The following is a 14,896-nucleotide window of genomic DNA, read 5'->3' as shown; positions in this document are numbered from 1 at the left end:
ATCCCGACCGTGACATCAAGCCCAAGGTCGTGCGCACCACGCTCGAAGGACTCGTCGCCAAGAGCCATGTCCACCGCACCAAGCAGGGCTCGTCCGTCTACTACACGGCATCCGAGACTGCCCCGGCCGACACCTCGCCGGAGCAGAAGGACCTGGTCACTGCCTGACGGAGAAGGCGCCCGTCGCGCACGACCGTCGCCACCGCCACCGCAGAGCGGGAATCGCCGGAACGTTGTCGCCGGTGCCCGCCCGACAGACCCAACCGGCGGGCGCCTCAGCACAACGGCAAAGGCGGCGCCGATCCCTGTAGCCAGACGCAACCGCAGCTCGGGCTGGACGGTTGGGCGGCGCCGTAGCGGGCGTCGTGCTCGGTCTTGCGCGGACCGTAAAGGATCACTCCGACGCTGCCCCCGGCGCTGGGTACCGGGTCACGTGAGGCCTGCTGCTGATGACATCGGCGCGGCGGTGCGCTCGGAAGAGACGGACGGAGACATGGTCGCCGTCATCGGGCGCGTCGAGGATGTCGACTCGGTCAACGAGGAGGCCGTTGTCGACGAGGAGGTCTTCCCACAACGTCGGTGAGAGCACCCACATCTGCACGGTCAGCGGCTTCCCGCCGGCGAGCGGCAGGATCTCCGGGCGGGCGGTGACGCTCTGGGAGGGGCCGCGGCCAGCTGCGTTGGTGTGCAGGACGGAGAAGAACAGGCGGCCGTCCGGCTTCAGGGCGGAGGCGACGGCCGGGAGGAGCCGGTGCGGGTCGATGTAGCCGAAGCCGTGGATGGAGTAGATGACGTCGTACGGCTCGATGGCCTGCGTCAGGTACTCGACTGCGTCGGCGTGGATGAGGCGCAGGCCCGGCAGGTTTCCGTATCGGGTGGTGGCGCGCTCGTGCTGGGTGGCTGAGGCTTCGACGGCGTCGACCGTGGCGCCGTGCTCGCGCACCAGGTGTGCGGCGTGCTTGCCCAGCCCGGAGCCGAGGTCGAGGACCCGCTTGCCGGACAGGTCGCCCAGGACCTCGGCACTGGGGCCGCTCGGCCAGAAGCCCCAGGTGATGCGGTTGGCATCGGGAACGTCGGTGGCTCGTTCGATGTGGTGCCTGCCGTACGCGGTCCAGGCGGCCAGATTGGTCTGCTCGCTGCTCAAAGGGGTCTTCTCCGATCGAAGTGGGTTACGGGTGCAGGGCGAAGCAGGCCAGCCGGTCGAGGTCTACGGCTGTCACGGTGGACCAGCCGGCGGTGAGGAGTTCGACGTCGGATGCGGTGATCCCCAGGCTCTTGAGGGGATCGTCGTCGCCTCGTCGGTCGGCGAGCTCGGTGACCACCCAGAAGGTCCCGCCGGGGACGAGGAGTTGACGGACCCGGTCCAGGAAGGCGCCCTTGTCGGTGATGAACCGGAATACGAGGCGGCAGGTGATGACCGCGTACGCCGGATCGGGCAGCTGGCTGAGGTCGTCGGTGGCGAAGTCCATGACCTGGAAATGGGGGTGAGCTCCTGTGCCCGGGCCGGTGTCCGTGGCGAGGGCGATGGCGCTGGGTGCGCAGTCGATGCCGGTGGTCCGGTAGCCGAGGTGATCGTGCAGTTGGCGGGCGAGGGCACCATCGCCGCAGCCCAGGTCGAGCGCCGGCCGTCCGTGGCCGGGACCGAGGTGTTCGGCGAGGAGTTGGGTCTCGGCGTCGGTGGTCTGCCGGTAGCGGCGGCCGACAGCCCACAGGGGCTCCCAGTAGGCGACGGGGGAGGCGATCACGCGTTTTTCCCTTCGGTGCGGTAGGCGGCTCGGTCCTGCTGGAGGCGCCACAGTTCCTGCATCAGGCCGGGCTGGTTGACCAGCTCGTGGAAGGTGCCTTCCTGCACCACGCGGCCCTTGTCCATGACGACGATGCGGTCGGCGACGGAGGTATTGGCGAGGTTGTGAGTGACCAGGACGACGGCACGATCGCCGGCCATGTCGCGCAGGCCGGTGAAGATGCGGTGCTCGGCCCGCGGGTCGAGGTCCGAGGTGGGTTCGTCCATGACGAGCAGGCCCGCGTCACGGTGCGCCGGTCTGGCCACCGCGATGCGCTGCCACTGTCCCGGAGACAGCGCCACGCCGCCCCACCACTCGCGGGCCAGCAACGTGCCCAGCCCCGACCGGAGGGTCTTGATCACGTCGTCGGCGCCGCTGGCCCGTGCCGCGCGCTGCACGGCCGCGTCGCCCTCGGCGCGCGGCTGGCCCAGGGTGATGTTCTCGCGCGCGGTCATGGGCCAGCGGGCGAAGTCCTGTGGAACTACGGACGTTTGCCGCCACATCTGGTGCGGACAGAGGTCAGCGACGCTGACGCCGTCCCAACTGACGTCGCCGCTGGTGGGCAGGTTGAGCCCGGACAGCAGTTTCATCAGGGTCGACTTGCCCGAGCCGTTCTCCCCGACGACGGCCACGATCTCGCCTCGGCGGACCTCGAAGTCGACGTCGTGGAGGGTGTCCTGGTCCGCCTCCGGGTATCGGAAGGTGACGTTCCGCAGGGTGATGTGGCGCGGTCGTCGGGGTGTGAGGTCGCCGCGGTCCAGGCGCTGGCCGGCGGCCTCGGTGACGAACCGCTCCCAGTCGTCGAGGTAGAGCCCGGTGCGCAGCAGGTCGCGGCCGTAGCCGACGAGTCCCTGCAGTCCGGTGGCCGCGGAGCGCAGCGCGAACACGGCGGTGCCGACCGCTGCCGCCGAGATCCGGCCGGTCCCCAGCAGCAGGAACACCGCACCCCACACCAGCGAGGACGCCAGCCCGGTGGCGGCGGCGCCGACGACGGCGATCTTGGCCCGGTCCCAGGCGGCGGTGTTGCTGGTGGCTTCCACCCGCTGGGCGCTGGCCTTGTACTTGGCGAGCAGATAGGGGGCAAGCGTGTCGGTGCGGACCTGGTCGGACTGGTTCTTGGCGATCAGGTGCCAGCGCAGCATGGTCATCACGCGCCGGTCCTTGTGGGTGGCGACCACCGCCAGGTACGTGACGCGTTCACCGCGGATGGCGGCGATGGCCTGCGGTACGGCGGCCAGCAGCAGCAGGGGCAGGAGCAGCGGGTACAGGCTGGCCAGGACCACGGCGGCCGCGATCAGGGTGGCCAGGGAGGAGATGTAGTTCTGGGACTGGCCGATCATGTCCCGGCTGACGTCGACGCCGCGCTCGGCGGCGTCGAAGCGGTCGTTGAAGCCGGGGTGGTCGTAGGCGGCTTGTTCCGCGTTGGTCGCCGCTTCCAGCATCTTGTATTCCGCCTCGCGGCTGATGCGCGGGGAGAGCCGGTTGGACAGGGCCTGGATGGCGATGCCGAGCAGGGCCCGCAGTCCGGCCGTCCCGGCCAGTACGGCCACGGCCGGGATCGCCGCGGGCAGCCGGCTCGTGTCGTGTGCCGTCTCGATGAGTACGGAGAGCGCCGCGGTGGTGGCGAACAGGCCGAGCGCCCCGGAGATCCCGGAGATGATCTGGCAGGCCAGAAGGGCGACGACGGCCTTGCGGTCGACCTCCCAGGCCAGCGAGAAGGTCCTGCGGATCAGTGAGGGAAGGCGCCGGGCCATGGTGCGGCCGGTCAGCAGGTCGGCCAGTTCCAGGCTGTCCCCGCCGGGGTGGTCGAACGCCAGTTCTTCCTCGACGGCGGGCGCCGCTGTCACGTCGTCGGTCTCGCCGCCCTCGTCATGCCGTCGGTTGGCGGTCTCCGTCACGGCCTGTCTCCTTCCTTCTTCTGTGGGGCGAGTGCGTCGGCGGGGGCCAGGACATCTGCCGGTGCAGGGGTGTCGCCTCCGGTGTCGGGTGCCGCCCCCGGGAGGGCACGCAGTGAGCGCACCGGGGAGAGGGCCAGGACGAGGACCGGAATGAGCAGGAGGATGGTGCCGGCGATCAGGGCGCTGCGGACCCCGTACAGGGTGCCGATGACTCCGGCGAGGGGTGCGGCGAAGGGGCGCGAACCTCCCGTGAGCCAGGTGCTGACCGCCTGCATGCGCCCTTGCAGACAGGGAGTGGTGATCATCTGCCGGACGGACCGCTGGGTGGTGCCCGCTGCCGCCGCGCACAGCAGCTGGACGGCGAGCGCGGCGCCGATCGCGATCTGCCAGGAGCGCCCCGGAGACGCGATCAGCAGCGGGAGCTGGGTGATCGGGGTCAGGCTGAGCGCGGTGAGCATCATCGGACCGGGACCGAACCACCGGGTCATACGCGGCGCGAACAGCGCACCGGCGCAGCTGCCCAGGGCGGCGGCCCCCATGACGAGACCGAACGCCGTTGCACTGAAGCGGAGTTCACGCAACAGGTATAGCCCCCATACGGTGTTCAGGACGCCCAGGGCAAAGCTCATGGTCGAGTTGGTGAGCGTGAGAGTGCGCAGGGTCGCGTCGGCGTAGACGTACCGCACCCCCTCCGCGATCTCCGTACGCAGCCGCGCACGTCGGGTCCGGGAAGGTGGCGGGGGCTCGGTGATGCGGATCCGCGTCGTGCACCAGGCGCTGACGGCGTAGGAGAGGGCGTCCGCGAGGAGGGAGCGGGCCGCCCCCAGGACGGAGACCAGCACCGCGCCGAGGCTGCTGCCGGCCGTGGCGGAGACGGAGAACAGGCCGCCGATCCGGCTGTTGCCGCGCTGCAGCAGGGAGCGGTCCAGCAGAGTGGGGAGGTAGGCGATGGCGGCGGCATCGTGCACGACCCCGGCACTGGCCTGGACGAAGGCGACCGCCATCAGCTGCTGAAGGGTGAGCCAGTCGAACGCGGCAGCGAGCGGCAGCGTGAGCACGACGACCACACAGACCAGGTCCCCGCCGATCATGAGCGGGCGCTTGGGATGCCGGTCGGCCAGCGCCCCGGCGTGCAACGCGAACAGCAGACTGGGCAGCTGCGCCAGGAACACCAGCACGGACACCTGCGCGGTGGAGGCGTTCAGCTCGACCACCGCCAGATACGGCACGGCCACGCTGCTCACCGACGATCCGGCCACACTGGTCGCCTCGCCCGCCACATACATCATGTAGGGGCGATGGCGCCACAGGGACTGGGCTCCACCCTGCGGGGGAGCGGAGGCGAGAGGCGGGCGCGGGGCGGGTTCAGGAGAGGCTGTCATGCCCCACCCCCGCTCGTCGGTACGGTGATGTTCCCGTACAGCCGCCCCGCCACGAAGTTCTCCAGGACCTGCCGGGTGTAGGGGTGGCAGGCGGCGGGCGGATGACCGGGGTCGATCCACAAGACGGCGTCGTGCTTGTCCGGTTCGGTGTTGCGCGGCTCGCCCTGCCACCGCTGCGCGGTGAACACGACACCGATCACCAGCACCCCGTCGGGACCCTGGTAGTGCACCGTCTGGCAGAACTCCAGGTCCCGGGCCGCGACATGGACGCCGGTCTCCTCGTGCAGCTCGCGCAGCGCGCCCTCGTCGAGGAATTCGCCGTTCTCCAACTTTCCGCCGATCACGGTGACCTGTCGCGGGCAGGTCTCGGACGTGTCGTTGTGCCGTACCGCGAGGATCCGGCCGTCGTCACGTTGCAGCAGCACCATGACGTTCGCAGGGCTCAAGTGCTGCCAGCTCATGCGACCTGCACCTCCAGCCGGGCCAGCGTGGCCCGCCCGCGTTCGACGATCTGAAGGTCGCCGTTGGGGACGCCCCAGGAGATGGCGCTCGCCGCGTCCAGCGCGCACAGGCAGCGCAGCGCCCACTGCTCCTCGTCGCTGAGCACTCGGCCGTACCCGTCCCAGAAGGCCTCCTGAAGATCGGGGCGGCCGATCCAGGATCCGCAGGCGAGAGGCACGAGGTCGGCGACCACCGTGTGCGGACGGGCACGTTCCAGGTCCACCGCCCCGAACCCGCAGGCCGGGAGGGCACCATCGAGCAGCCAGTTGCGTTCCTGGAAATCGCCGTGGATGTATCCGGCCGGCAGCGGGCCGAGCCGGCCGAGCGCGGCCGCGTGCCACCGTACGGTCCGCCGCTCCTGCGGGCCGATCAGTGCGCCCGCCCTGTCCAGGTGCTTCTCGGCGCCGGCGGCGGCGCGGGCGACTTCGGCGGCGGCGTCGGCACGGTCCTGGGCCGACAGCTCGCCGGCACCGCCGTGGAAGCGACGCAGCCAGATGCCGGCCTGCCGGTGCAGCATGCGCTGCGCGGCGGGGGTGAGGGAGAGCGACTTCACCATGTGGCCGGGTACCGGGGAGAGCAGCAGAGCCTGTTGGAGGGGGTTGGATGCCAGCAGCAGGGGCGTGGTGCCCGCCTCCATGCCCGGCGCCACTTCCCGCAGGGCGCGGGTGTCGCGGGTGAACGCTTTCGGGCTCGGCGCCAGCTTCGCGAAGACGACCCCGACGGCACAGGTCAACTGCCACACACGGGAGTTGCCGCGGTCATGGGAGACGTCCCGTACCGGGTGCACCGGTCCGACGATGCTCTGGGCCCACTGCAGCAGGGCGGGCGGAATCGGCTTTGCGACGCTCACGCCCCCCCACCTCGGCTCCGGGCGTGACGGATCCGCGGCGAACTCGCGAGGGGCGTCAACACCGCGCCCGACGTGAGGCCGAGCGGCCCGAGGGAACGCCGAGTCCGCGGCCAGCAATTCGAACGCAGGAGGCACGGGGGCGAGAGCGGGGACGGGATTCATGAGTTCCTCCTGGGAGACGGTGAGCGGGAGCAGTGACACAACAACTCGCCTGGTGGAAACAGCGTTACGGGTTCCGGCAGGCGAAGGATCGGTCGAAAGTTCGAGCACGCGGGAAGGCCCTTGCGGGGACTGGGCGATGCCGCCGTGATGCGACGTTCGACCACTCGCACAGGGGGTCGTCACCTGATCGAGCGATTGCCGTGGGCGACTGGGCAAGCGTCCGCAACCCGCCGCGGCCCGTGACGGACGTGATCACGGGCGGGCGTCCGCCGGGCATGAGGCAGCGACGGTGCCTGCCGGACAAGGGGCGGCGCGCTGTGCAGGCGTTGAGACGGCGGTCGTGCGCCGCATGGCGATGCCGGGAACTCTTCCTTGCCCTGGCGGCTGTCACGTCGGTCCTCCGGATCTGGTGGCGCTCTCGCGGCGATGGCGCTGTCGTTTCGGTGGCAGGCGACAGCGAGGCGTGGATGTGCAGTGCGGAAGGAACCCTCGGGCACGGCACTGACAATCGGCGGGTCCCAGGGCTGCGATCCGGACAATCCGAGCGACCGTTCGAGGGCGGACGTAATGCAGTGACGCGCCCCAATGACCTGGGGTGATCCTCGAAGAAAGGATTCTTGGACCGGGCTGCGGCACCCCGAAGTTGAGCGCTGGCCAGGATGGCTTGATCTGCCCGGACTGCGGCGTCGACCAGGGCGCTGACCGGGACGGTGAACCCTGAAAGGGCAGGTCGGCGGCTAGCATCGGCACCTTCGAGATCGGACGCCGGCGCCGGTGGCCGCCGTGCCATCCGTGCCCCGCTGAGGCAAACGCCGATGGGTTCGGCCCTCGGCTGGCGCCACTCCCCGGGCAACGAACGCACGGCTGACTTCGCAGAGTTGACGAAGGAGCAGAATGGGCATTCCCGCGACGCACATTCACGAAGTCGTGACGGCCTACCTGCGCCGGTATCCCGACGAGCAGGCCTTGCTCCAACCGCTCCTCGACCGCATCGCCGCCGACCATGACGTCACGCGGCGCACCGACTTCGACGGCCACGTGACGACGTCGGGCGTCGTGGTCAACGACGCGGACGAGGTCCTGCTGATCCATCACCGCGCCTCGGGACGCTGGATCCAGCCCGGCGGGCACCCTGAGGAGTCCGACGGCACGCTGGTGGACGCCGTGCGGCGTGAGATCGCCGAGGAGACGGGTGTCACCGCGCTGGAGCCGTACGGGCGGGACCAGCCCGTTCACATCGACGTCCACACGATCGAGGTCCGGCCGGAGAAGGGGGAGCCAGCACACGTCCACTACGACATCCGGTACCTCTTTCGGGCCCGGGGCACCGTCGGCGTGGCGCTGCAGGCTGAGGAGGTGGCCGACGCAGATTGGCGCGGCCCCTCCCGGCTCGGCGACCCGGTGCTGCGGGCCCGCGTACTCGCCGCGCTCGGACGTCCCCGGGAAGGCCGCCCGGCCAAGGAAGACCCTTACGGCACCCTGGTGGTGATCACGAACATGGCCGGCGAGGTGCTGATGCACCTGCGCGACGAGATGGAAGGCATCTGGGCCCCCGGCACCTGGGCACCGATGGGCGGCGGTGCCGAACCGCAGGATGCCGGCCCGATCGCCACCGGAGTGCGGGAATTGCGCGAGGAGGTCGGCCTCGAGAACATCGAGCTGACACCGATGTTCCGCGTCGACTCCGACGGCTACCCCGTCCACGTCCTGCACGGCCGGTGGGACGGCGACCCGGACGACCTGGTCCTCACCGAAGGCACCGCACTCGCCTTCATCCGCCCGGACGACTTCGACCGGCTGCCCATGAACACGTCAGTGAAGGCCGACACGCGGCGCGTCCTGGAGCTCATCACCCCCAAGTCGGCCCCGTACGGGTACGGCACGCTCGCGCTGATCCGCAACCCCGCCGGGCAGCCCGCCATCCGGCGCGGCTGATGGAACAGCTCGCCACCGCCGGGGCGTTCGACAGCTTCGGCGAACACCGGCGCACCGCCCTGTGGGTGGCCGGCGCCTTCCCTCGCAGTCGCCAGCCCTACCTGCCCGGGCTCGGCGCCCTGGCGCCCGCCCCCGACCTGCCCGCCATGACCCCGGCCGAACAGACCGCCGCCGATCTGGCCACCACCGGCGCCAGCGCCACCACGCACCCCATCGAGCACGTCCGCGCCTACCTGGAACAGCGCGGCGCCCTGACCGCGGCCGCCGTACGCGGCATGGCCGACCAGACCCGCATCCGGCTCGGCGGACTCGCCAAGTACCTGCAGCGCCCGCCCACCGCCAACGGCGTCGCCTTCGGCGCACTCGAAGACGAAACCGGCATGATCAACCTGGTGTTCGCGCCGCCCGTCTGGGACCGCTTCGCGCGCACCCTCATCGAAGCCCCTGCCGTCCTCATCGACGGCCACACCGAACGCTCGCACGACGCGTTCAACGTCATCGTGGACCAGGCGGAAGCCGTGTCGATTCCGGCATCGGCTCGTCGTCACCGCAGGCGATGAACGGGTCTGTTGCTCGTGAGTCGTGGGCCAGCCCAGTGTCCAGCCGCTGGTGCCGAGCCGATCTGGTTCGGGGTGCGGCAGCGGCCCTGGAGTCGTACGGCTATGGGGCCGGCACGAAACCTGGTGTCCAGCTCATCGCAGCAGCACCGCGAGCAGCGCGGCGGTAGCTCCTAGCAGACCGGCGGCCGCGGCCCCGATCGTGTTGATGTACCGCAGGATCAGGTCGTGCTGCCTGCGAGACAGCCGTCGGCGTTCGGCGGCCAGCGGTGCCCCGCGGCCGCCAGCTCGTACGCTCCTGCCCTCAGCATCCATTCGCCTTGGCCGACTTGTAGCCATCCGGGTCCGCCCCCTTCCTGGGTTGTGCACCAGGATGGGCAGACGAGCTGCGGCCCCGACTTCAACTATCGAGAGTCATGAAAAACCCGCAGAGCTCGGCACTTCAACAAGCACCATGAGCAGCGACACTTGAAGCCATGGCCGCCTCAACCGACCACCTCACCGTTGACCGGCTCCGTGCCGACGTCGCCGCCCTGTCCCGTCCCACTACCCAGGAGTTCGGCGCGTGCCTGCGCCACCTCCGCAAGCTGATCAGCCCAACACCCACCTATGAGTTCCTTGCCCGCGCGGCCCTCAGCGACGGACGCAAGATCACCACTGTTCGGAACTGGCTGCTGGGCACCCACCTCCCCAACACCTGGGAACCGCTGCACCAGCTCATCAGCTACCTACTCGACCGCATCCCCGACCAGGACACCGCCACCAAGACCGAACTGATGGAGGGCTTCCGCCGAGCGTTTGAGCACCTAGCCAACTCGCGAACTGTCGACCGGCAAGCCCGCGTACCACGACCAGATCCAAATCCGAACGAGACGGCCTCCTCAGACGACCGCTCCAAGCGCGTCTACACCGACGAGCACGGCTCCTACTGCATCAGAGAAGACGGTCTTATCTATGGCGGCTCAGGCGCCTACTACGGAGGCTGCGGCCTCTAGGCCCGGGGGATCCTATCCGGCGGCAGGCTCAGTCGAGGAAGTCGGCGATGAGGGTGGCGAATTCGTCGGGGGTGGCCAGGCGGATGCCGAGGGTTTCGGCCTTGGCGCGTTTGGATCCGGCGTTCTCGCCGACGACGACCAGGGTGGTCTTCTTGGAGACGCGATCACGACCAGCCGCAGCCGGGGCGCCCCGTCCCTGCCCATACCGGCCACCGTACGAAGCAAAAGTGGCCGCCGGGGAGCCCCGACGGCCACTGTGCAGGAGGCTGAGGATGAGGAGACCTTCGCCGACTGCGTGGGCGCCGCCTACCAGCACCGGTGCAGGTGGGCTGGATCAGGCGACGACCCCGAGCCTGTATCGGCTAGAGCCATTGTCGAAGTACTCGTCGCGGGTCTCCTCAGTGAGGATCGTAGTGCTGCCCATGAAGTCGTTGGGATTGAGGGCGCCATCGTCATCCCAGAGCCTGAGCGTTTCGCCGACCGGAACGCACTTGTCCACCTCGAACCGCTGGCCCTCGCCCATCGACACGTAGGCTGCGGTCACCGGCCAGATCTTCACGCCGTCTTCGTCCAGGATGTACACTTCGTCAGCCTCGCCTTCTTCGAGGACGTCGATGGCCCTGATGCCGTCGAGAAACACCGACCTCGTGCCACATGCGAGAGCGGCAGCCTGGTCAGAGGCCGTGTTCTCTTGGGCGACCGCCGTCGAGGCTGCGGTTATCGCGAGGCTTGCTAACGCCGCGACTACGGCCGTGAGCTTCGACAGTCCTAGCCCTGTGCGCATGTCGGTTCCTTTCGCCTTCGCCGCCGCGTGAGGCGCAGGAAGTGAGCGCACGCCGCGGGCGAGCCGGTCTTGGAGATCTGAGCTCGATTACGGATGGTCACAGAGGGAATTAGACTTCGGCAGCGCCCTCATTTCGTACCTGACGCCACTGTCAAGCGGCACAGTCCGTGGGCCCTGCCTGATATAGGGATTAGAAGTGCTCCCATCAGGGTCCACGTAGCGATACCTCACGCAGTATCCTTCTCCGATCCAGACACCCGCGGTGAACGGGTAGCCCGAATACATCCCGGCTGGAATCAGGTCATCGTAGGTCCCGTGCTGGTGAGGACCCGTCAAGGACCTAAGGGCTCCGATGGGGACCGTTCCTGTGTTCAAGACACTGTTGCTCGGCTGCGCTGCGGCTGTTCCGGCGCTTGCCAGCGGCAGCACGCCAGCGGCTATCACGGTCGCCGTGAAGAGTGCTGCACGGTGAGGCCATATCCTCGCTCTGTTCATGTGTTCTCCTCGCATGCGGTGGTTGGAAGGGCTCGTGTATGCCTGCCAGGGGGACGCCATGCACGTGTCGGAGGAAATTCCCTCGGCGCACGTGAGTTCGTGAACGGTGCCAGCGGGCCTCGTCCCGCTAGGTCGATCAGCGCCTCGCCACGGGCTGTTGTCCCCAGGGTGTGGCGTGAATGTGGGCAGGAACCTTGCGTAAACCTTGCTTCACTGGTCAGCGTGGGTCGGCTGGCGGGGCGGCAGCCGCCCAGTGCGCGGATTGTGCAGAGCGACCTCGGGGGACGGGCATGACGGAGTTTCTGCTGCTGGGCACGGTCGAGTTACGGGGCGCGGATGGCGCGGTGGCGGATCTGGGTCCGGCCAAGCAGCGCACGGTCCTGGCGGCGCTGCTGGTGGACGCGGGCCGCTGGGTGGCGGTGGAGACGCTGATCGACCGGGTCTGGGGGCAGGATCTGCCCGCTCAGGTGCGCCCCTCGCTCTACGCGCACATCGCCCGGATCCGCCGCATGCTGGCAAGTACGGCCGCACCTCTCGACGCCGGCACGGGCGGCGCTGCCGCAGGGCCGCAGCTGCGGCGCGCTGCGGGCGGGTACCTGCTCGACGTACCGTCCGGCCAAGTCGATGTGCACAGATTCCGGCGGCTGGTCGAGCAGGCCCGCGCCGCGGACTTAACAGATGCCGAACGGGTGGTGCTGCTGCGTGAGGCGCTCGGGTTGTGGCGCGGTGAGCCGCTGGCGGGGCTGACCGGTGCGTGGGTCGAGCGCACCCGGCACAGCTGGGAGCAGCAGCGGATCGAGGCGGTGCTGGCCTGGGCCGACGCCGAGTTCCGTGTGAGCCATCACGCGGGGGTGATCGGTGCACTGACCGGTCTGGTGGCCGAGCATCCGCTGGTCGAGCCGCTCACCGTGGCACTGATGCGGGCGCTGCACGCTGCCGGGCGCAGCCCCGAGGCCCTGGCCTGCTACACCGCCCTGCAGAAGCGGCTGGCCGAGGAACTGGGCACGGACCCGGGCACAGAAGTTCAGCAGATCCATCAGGCGATCCTGCGCGGCGAACCCGCCCCGCCCGCAGCCCGCGGGATGCTGCCGCCCGCCGAAACTGGGGCCGGGCGGGCCATCCCGGCGCAGTTGCCTTTGGAGGCACGGGGGTTCACCGGCCGGGAGGAAGAACTGGCCCGGCTGGACGGGATCCTGGCCGCTGCCGCGGAGCAGCCGGCTGCGGTGGTGGTCTCGGCGGTGTCGGGGACGGCGGGGGTGGGCAAGACGGCGCTGGCGGTGCACTGGGCCCACCGGGTGGCCGGCCGGTTCCCGGACGGCCGGCTGTATGTGAACCTGCGCGGCTTCGACCCGTCCGGGACGGCGGTGACGCCCGATCAGGCGGTGCGGGGCTTCCTCGACGCGCTGGGCGTGTCGGCCCAGCAGGTCCCGGTGGATCTGCAGGCGCGGGTGGGCCTGTACCGCAGCCTGCTGGCCGGGCGGCGGGTGCTGGTGGTGCTGGACAACGCCCGCGATGCCGATCAGGTCCGCCCGCTGCTGCCCGGCTCTCCCGGCTGCCTGGCCGTGGTGACCAGCCGCAACCGGCTCGCGGGCCTGGTCGCCGCGGAGGGCGCCCACCCCCTTGCCCTGGGGCTGCTCTCCCCGGCCGAGGCCCGCGCCCTGCTGGCCCACCGCCTCGGCGAACACCGGGTGGCGGCCGAACCGGACGCCGTGCAGGAGATCATCACCCGGTGCGCCCGGCTTCCGCTGGCCCTGGCCATCACCACCGCCCGCGCCGCCACCCACCCCGGCTTCCCGCTCAGCGCCGTCGCCGAGGAGCTCCGCGACAGCCACGGCAGCCTCGACGCCTTCACCGGGGGCGACCTGACCACCGACGTGCGGGCCGTCTTCTCCTGGTCCTACGACGCCTTGACCCCCGTACAGGCGCGGCTGTTCGCGTTGCTGGGACTGGACCCCGGCCCCGACACCGGGCTGTTCGCACTCGCGTCCCTCGCCGGCCTGCCCAGACCGGCGGCCCGCGCGGCATTGCGTGCCCTGGAGAACCTGCACCTCGTCGAGCAGCACGAGCCCGGCCGATGGCGCATGCACGACCTCGTGCGCCTCTATGCCGCTGAACGGGGCTGTCACGACCTCCCGCCCGACGACCGGGACGCGGCGCTGCGGCGACTGATCGGGTTCTACCTGCACACCGCGTGCGCGACCCGCCAGCTGATGCAGCTACACGAGACGCCTCCCGGACTCGGCGATCCCGAGCCAAGTTGCCAGCCCCAGCGGCTGACCACGCAAGCGGAGGCGGTGGAATGGCTCGCCAGCGAGCTGCCCAACGTGCTCGCCGCGCAACGCCTGGCGGCCGACCGCGGCTGGCGGAAATTCGTGTGGCAGTTGGCCTGGGGCCTGGACCACTTTCAACGGGGGCAGGGGCATGTCCATGACAGGGTTGCCATGTGGCAGGCCGCGCTCGCCGCCCTCGACCACGACGACGCACTGGATGTTCACGTGACGGTCCGCTGGCAGCTCGGGCACGCCGCCGCCCACGCCGGACTACACGATGAAGCCACCCAGCACCTCAAGCATGCGCTGAGCCTGGCCGAGCAGGCCGGCGATCGCGGCACTCAGGCCCGCATCCACGTCGTGCTCGCGCAGGCGTACGGGCAGCAGGACCGCCCCCGTCCGGCGCTGGAACACGCCACCCGCGCCCTGCGGCTGCACCAGGAACTGGATCTGCCGGCAGCGAGGGCCGTCGCGCTCAACTCGGTGGGCTGGTACAGCGCCCGGCTCGGCGACTACGACCCGGCCCGCGTCCACTGCGAGGCAGCACTGTCGTTGGCCCGCCGCATCCGGCACGACAATCTCGAAGCCGACATCCTGGACAGCCTCGGCTACATCGCCCACCACACCGGCCACCACCGGGAAGCGGTGGACCACTACCGGCTCGCCGTGACCCGGTACCGCGCCTTTGGCGCAGACTACTGGGTTGCTGACACGCTCGACCGCCTGGGGCATGCCTACCGTGCGCTCGGCCGCCCCGATCAAGCGCACGCCACCTGGGGAGAGGCGGCCGCGATGTACCGGGACCAGCACCGTCACGCGCTCGCTGAACGCGTCGAGCGACAGTTCGACGACCTCGGACTCGCACACGGCGGACTCCGCCGCATGGACGAACTCCCACCCGACGCACGGCCGGATCCCGCCGCCGACCGTTGATTAGACACTCCCTCACGCACCGGACCCGCAGCACCGCACGGGCCGCTACGTGGGCCACGGGGCGGCCCGACTATAGCTGCAGGTCATTCGCCGTGTGCGCCCCGAACAGTCGCGCCGAAAATGGTGCTCTTGGGGCTGTGAGGGGCTGAGGTGATTCACCAGGTAGCCCGCTGACCTGCGGTTCTTCCCGAGGGCTTTGTGATCTGGGGGTTTCAACCGACACCCAGCCCCGTAGGGTTCCTGTGGACATGAGATAGCCCCGCATGGGGCGGGGCGGGCCTCCTGGGAAGGCTCAGTCGACGAAGTCGGCGATGAGGGTGGCGAATTCGTCGGGAGTGGCCAGGCGGATGC

The 14,896-nt window shown here is 70.0% G+C and carries 13 protein-coding genes; 5 read left to right on the top strand and 8 right to left on the bottom strand.

Annotated features, from left to right (window positions below):
- The first annotated feature begins 14 nt into the window (after positions 1–14).
- Positions 15–167: a hypothetical protein gene (locus tag ACYVO6_RS34010; protein ID WP_461068012.1), complete on the top strand. Its 153-nt coding sequence runs from the start codon at positions 15–17 to the stop codon at positions 165–167.
- 226 nt (positions 168–393) lie between these two features.
- On the opposite strand, the gene ACYVO6_RS34005 is transcribed toward ACYVO6_RS34010, so the two are convergent.
- From ACYVO6_RS34005 to ACYVO6_RS33980, 6 genes are read right to left on the bottom strand one after another with little or no spacing between them, the layout of a single operon-like run.
- Positions 394–1,143 carry a class I SAM-dependent methyltransferase gene (locus ACYVO6_RS34005; protein ID WP_461068010.1) on the bottom strand — a complete coding sequence of 250 codons (750 nt, stop codon included), beginning with the start codon at positions 1,141–1,143 and terminating at the stop codon, positions 394–396.
- 25 nt (positions 1,144–1,168) lie between these two features.
- Positions 1,169–1,744, bottom strand: a complete 576-nt coding sequence (locus tag ACYVO6_RS34000; RefSeq protein WP_461068008.1) for a class I SAM-dependent methyltransferase — start codon at positions 1,742–1,744, stop codon at positions 1,169–1,171.
- Positions 1,741–3,681 (bottom strand): ABC transporter ATP-binding protein, encoded by a 1,941-nt coding sequence (locus tag ACYVO6_RS33995; protein WP_461068006.1) that lies wholly within the window; start codon positions 3,679–3,681, stop codon positions 1,741–1,743. The genes ACYVO6_RS34000 and ACYVO6_RS33995 overlap by 4 nt, the downstream gene beginning before the upstream one ends.
- Positions 3,678–5,063 (bottom strand): MFS transporter, encoded by a 1,386-nt coding sequence (locus ACYVO6_RS33990; RefSeq protein WP_461068004.1) that lies wholly within the window; start codon positions 5,061–5,063, stop codon positions 3,678–3,680. Before ACYVO6_RS33990 ends, ACYVO6_RS33995 begins: the two co-directional genes overlap by 4 nt.
- Positions 5,060–5,524, bottom strand: coding sequence for an NUDIX domain-containing protein (locus tag ACYVO6_RS33985; RefSeq protein ID WP_461068002.1), 465 nt, complete (start codon positions 5,522–5,524; stop codon positions 5,060–5,062). Before ACYVO6_RS33985 ends, ACYVO6_RS33990 begins: the two co-directional genes overlap by 4 nt.
- The gene (locus tag ACYVO6_RS33980) at positions 5,521–6,414 is read right to left on the bottom strand and encodes a phosphotransferase (RefSeq protein WP_461068000.1); all 894 of its coding nucleotides are present in this window, start codon (positions 6,412–6,414) and stop codon (positions 5,521–5,523) included. Before ACYVO6_RS33980 ends, ACYVO6_RS33985 begins: the two co-directional genes overlap by 4 nt.
- A 1,056-nt stretch (positions 6,415–7,470) precedes the next feature.
- On the opposite strand from ACYVO6_RS33980, the gene ACYVO6_RS33975 reads away from it, so the two are divergent.
- The 3 genes from ACYVO6_RS33975 (at position 7,471) to ACYVO6_RS33965 (ending at position 10,063) form a co-directional block, all read left to right on the top strand.
- Positions 7,471–8,511, top strand: coding sequence for an NUDIX hydrolase (locus tag ACYVO6_RS33975; RefSeq protein WP_461067998.1), 1,041 nt, complete (start codon positions 7,471–7,473; stop codon positions 8,509–8,511).
- The gene (locus ACYVO6_RS33970; RefSeq protein WP_461067996.1) at positions 8,511–9,071 is read left to right on the top strand and encodes a hypothetical protein; all 561 of its coding nucleotides are present in this window, start codon (positions 8,511–8,513) and stop codon (positions 9,069–9,071) included. Before ACYVO6_RS33975 ends, ACYVO6_RS33970 begins: the two co-directional genes overlap by 1 nt.
- Positions 9,072–9,544: 473 nt before the next feature.
- Entirely contained in the window at positions 9,545–10,063 is a 519-nt protein-coding gene (locus ACYVO6_RS33965) for a hypothetical protein (protein ID WP_461067994.1), read from the top strand.
- Between the two features lie 28 nt (positions 10,064–10,091).
- Here ACYVO6_RS33965 and ACYVO6_RS33960 read toward each other — a convergent pair whose 3' ends face one another.
- Together ACYVO6_RS33960 and ACYVO6_RS33955 are read right to left on the bottom strand one after the other, a co-directional pair.
- The gene (locus ACYVO6_RS33960; protein ID WP_461067992.1) at positions 10,092–10,379 is read right to left on the bottom strand and encodes a BRCT domain-containing protein; all 288 of its coding nucleotides are present in this window, start codon (positions 10,377–10,379) and stop codon (positions 10,092–10,094) included.
- Between the two features lie 18 nt (positions 10,380–10,397).
- Positions 10,398–10,847: a hypothetical protein gene (locus ACYVO6_RS33955; RefSeq protein ID WP_461067990.1), complete on the bottom strand. Its 450-nt coding sequence runs from the start codon at positions 10,845–10,847 to the stop codon at positions 10,398–10,400.
- Positions 10,848–11,632: 785 nt separating this feature from the next.
- On the opposite strand from ACYVO6_RS33955, the gene ACYVO6_RS33950 reads away from it, so the two are divergent.
- Positions 11,633–14,545: an AfsR/SARP family transcriptional regulator gene (locus tag ACYVO6_RS33950; protein ID WP_461067988.1), complete on the top strand. Its 2,913-nt coding sequence runs from the start codon at positions 11,633–11,635 to the stop codon at positions 14,543–14,545.
- Positions 14,546–14,896: the final 351 nt, after the last annotated feature.

The sequence above is a fragment of the Streptomyces pseudoechinosporeus genome (assembly GCF_054783935.1).
The sequence above is the reverse complement of the archived record's forward strand: the minus strand, read 5'-3'. Positions and strand labels throughout refer to the sequence as shown.

Bases quoted from the DNA above. Each gene is read 5' to 3' on its own strand.
- ACYVO6_RS33990 (WP_461068004.1), bottom strand. From the start codon at position 5,063: ATGACAGCCTCTCCTGAACCCGCCCCGCGCCCGCCTCTCGCCTCCGCT.
- ACYVO6_RS33985 (WP_461068002.1), bottom strand. From the start codon at position 5,524: ATGAGCTGGCAGCACTTGAGCCCTGCGAACGTCATGGTGCTGCTGCAA.
- ACYVO6_RS33975 (WP_461067998.1), top strand. From the start codon at position 7,471: ATGGGCATTCCCGCGACGCACATTCACGAAGTCGTGACGGCCTACCTG.
- ACYVO6_RS33970 (WP_461067996.1), top strand. From the start codon at position 8,511: ATGGAACAGCTCGCCACCGCCGGGGCGTTCGACAGCTTCGGCGAACAC.
- ACYVO6_RS33965 (WP_461067994.1), top strand. From the start codon at position 9,545: ATGGCCGCCTCAACCGACCACCTCACCGTTGACCGGCTCCGTGCCGAC.
- ACYVO6_RS33955 (WP_461067990.1), bottom strand. From the start codon at position 10,847: ATGCGCACAGGGCTAGGACTGTCGAAGCTCACGGCCGTAGTCGCGGCG.
- ACYVO6_RS33950 (WP_461067988.1), top strand. From the start codon at position 11,633: ATGACGGAGTTTCTGCTGCTGGGCACGGTCGAGTTACGGGGCGCGGAT.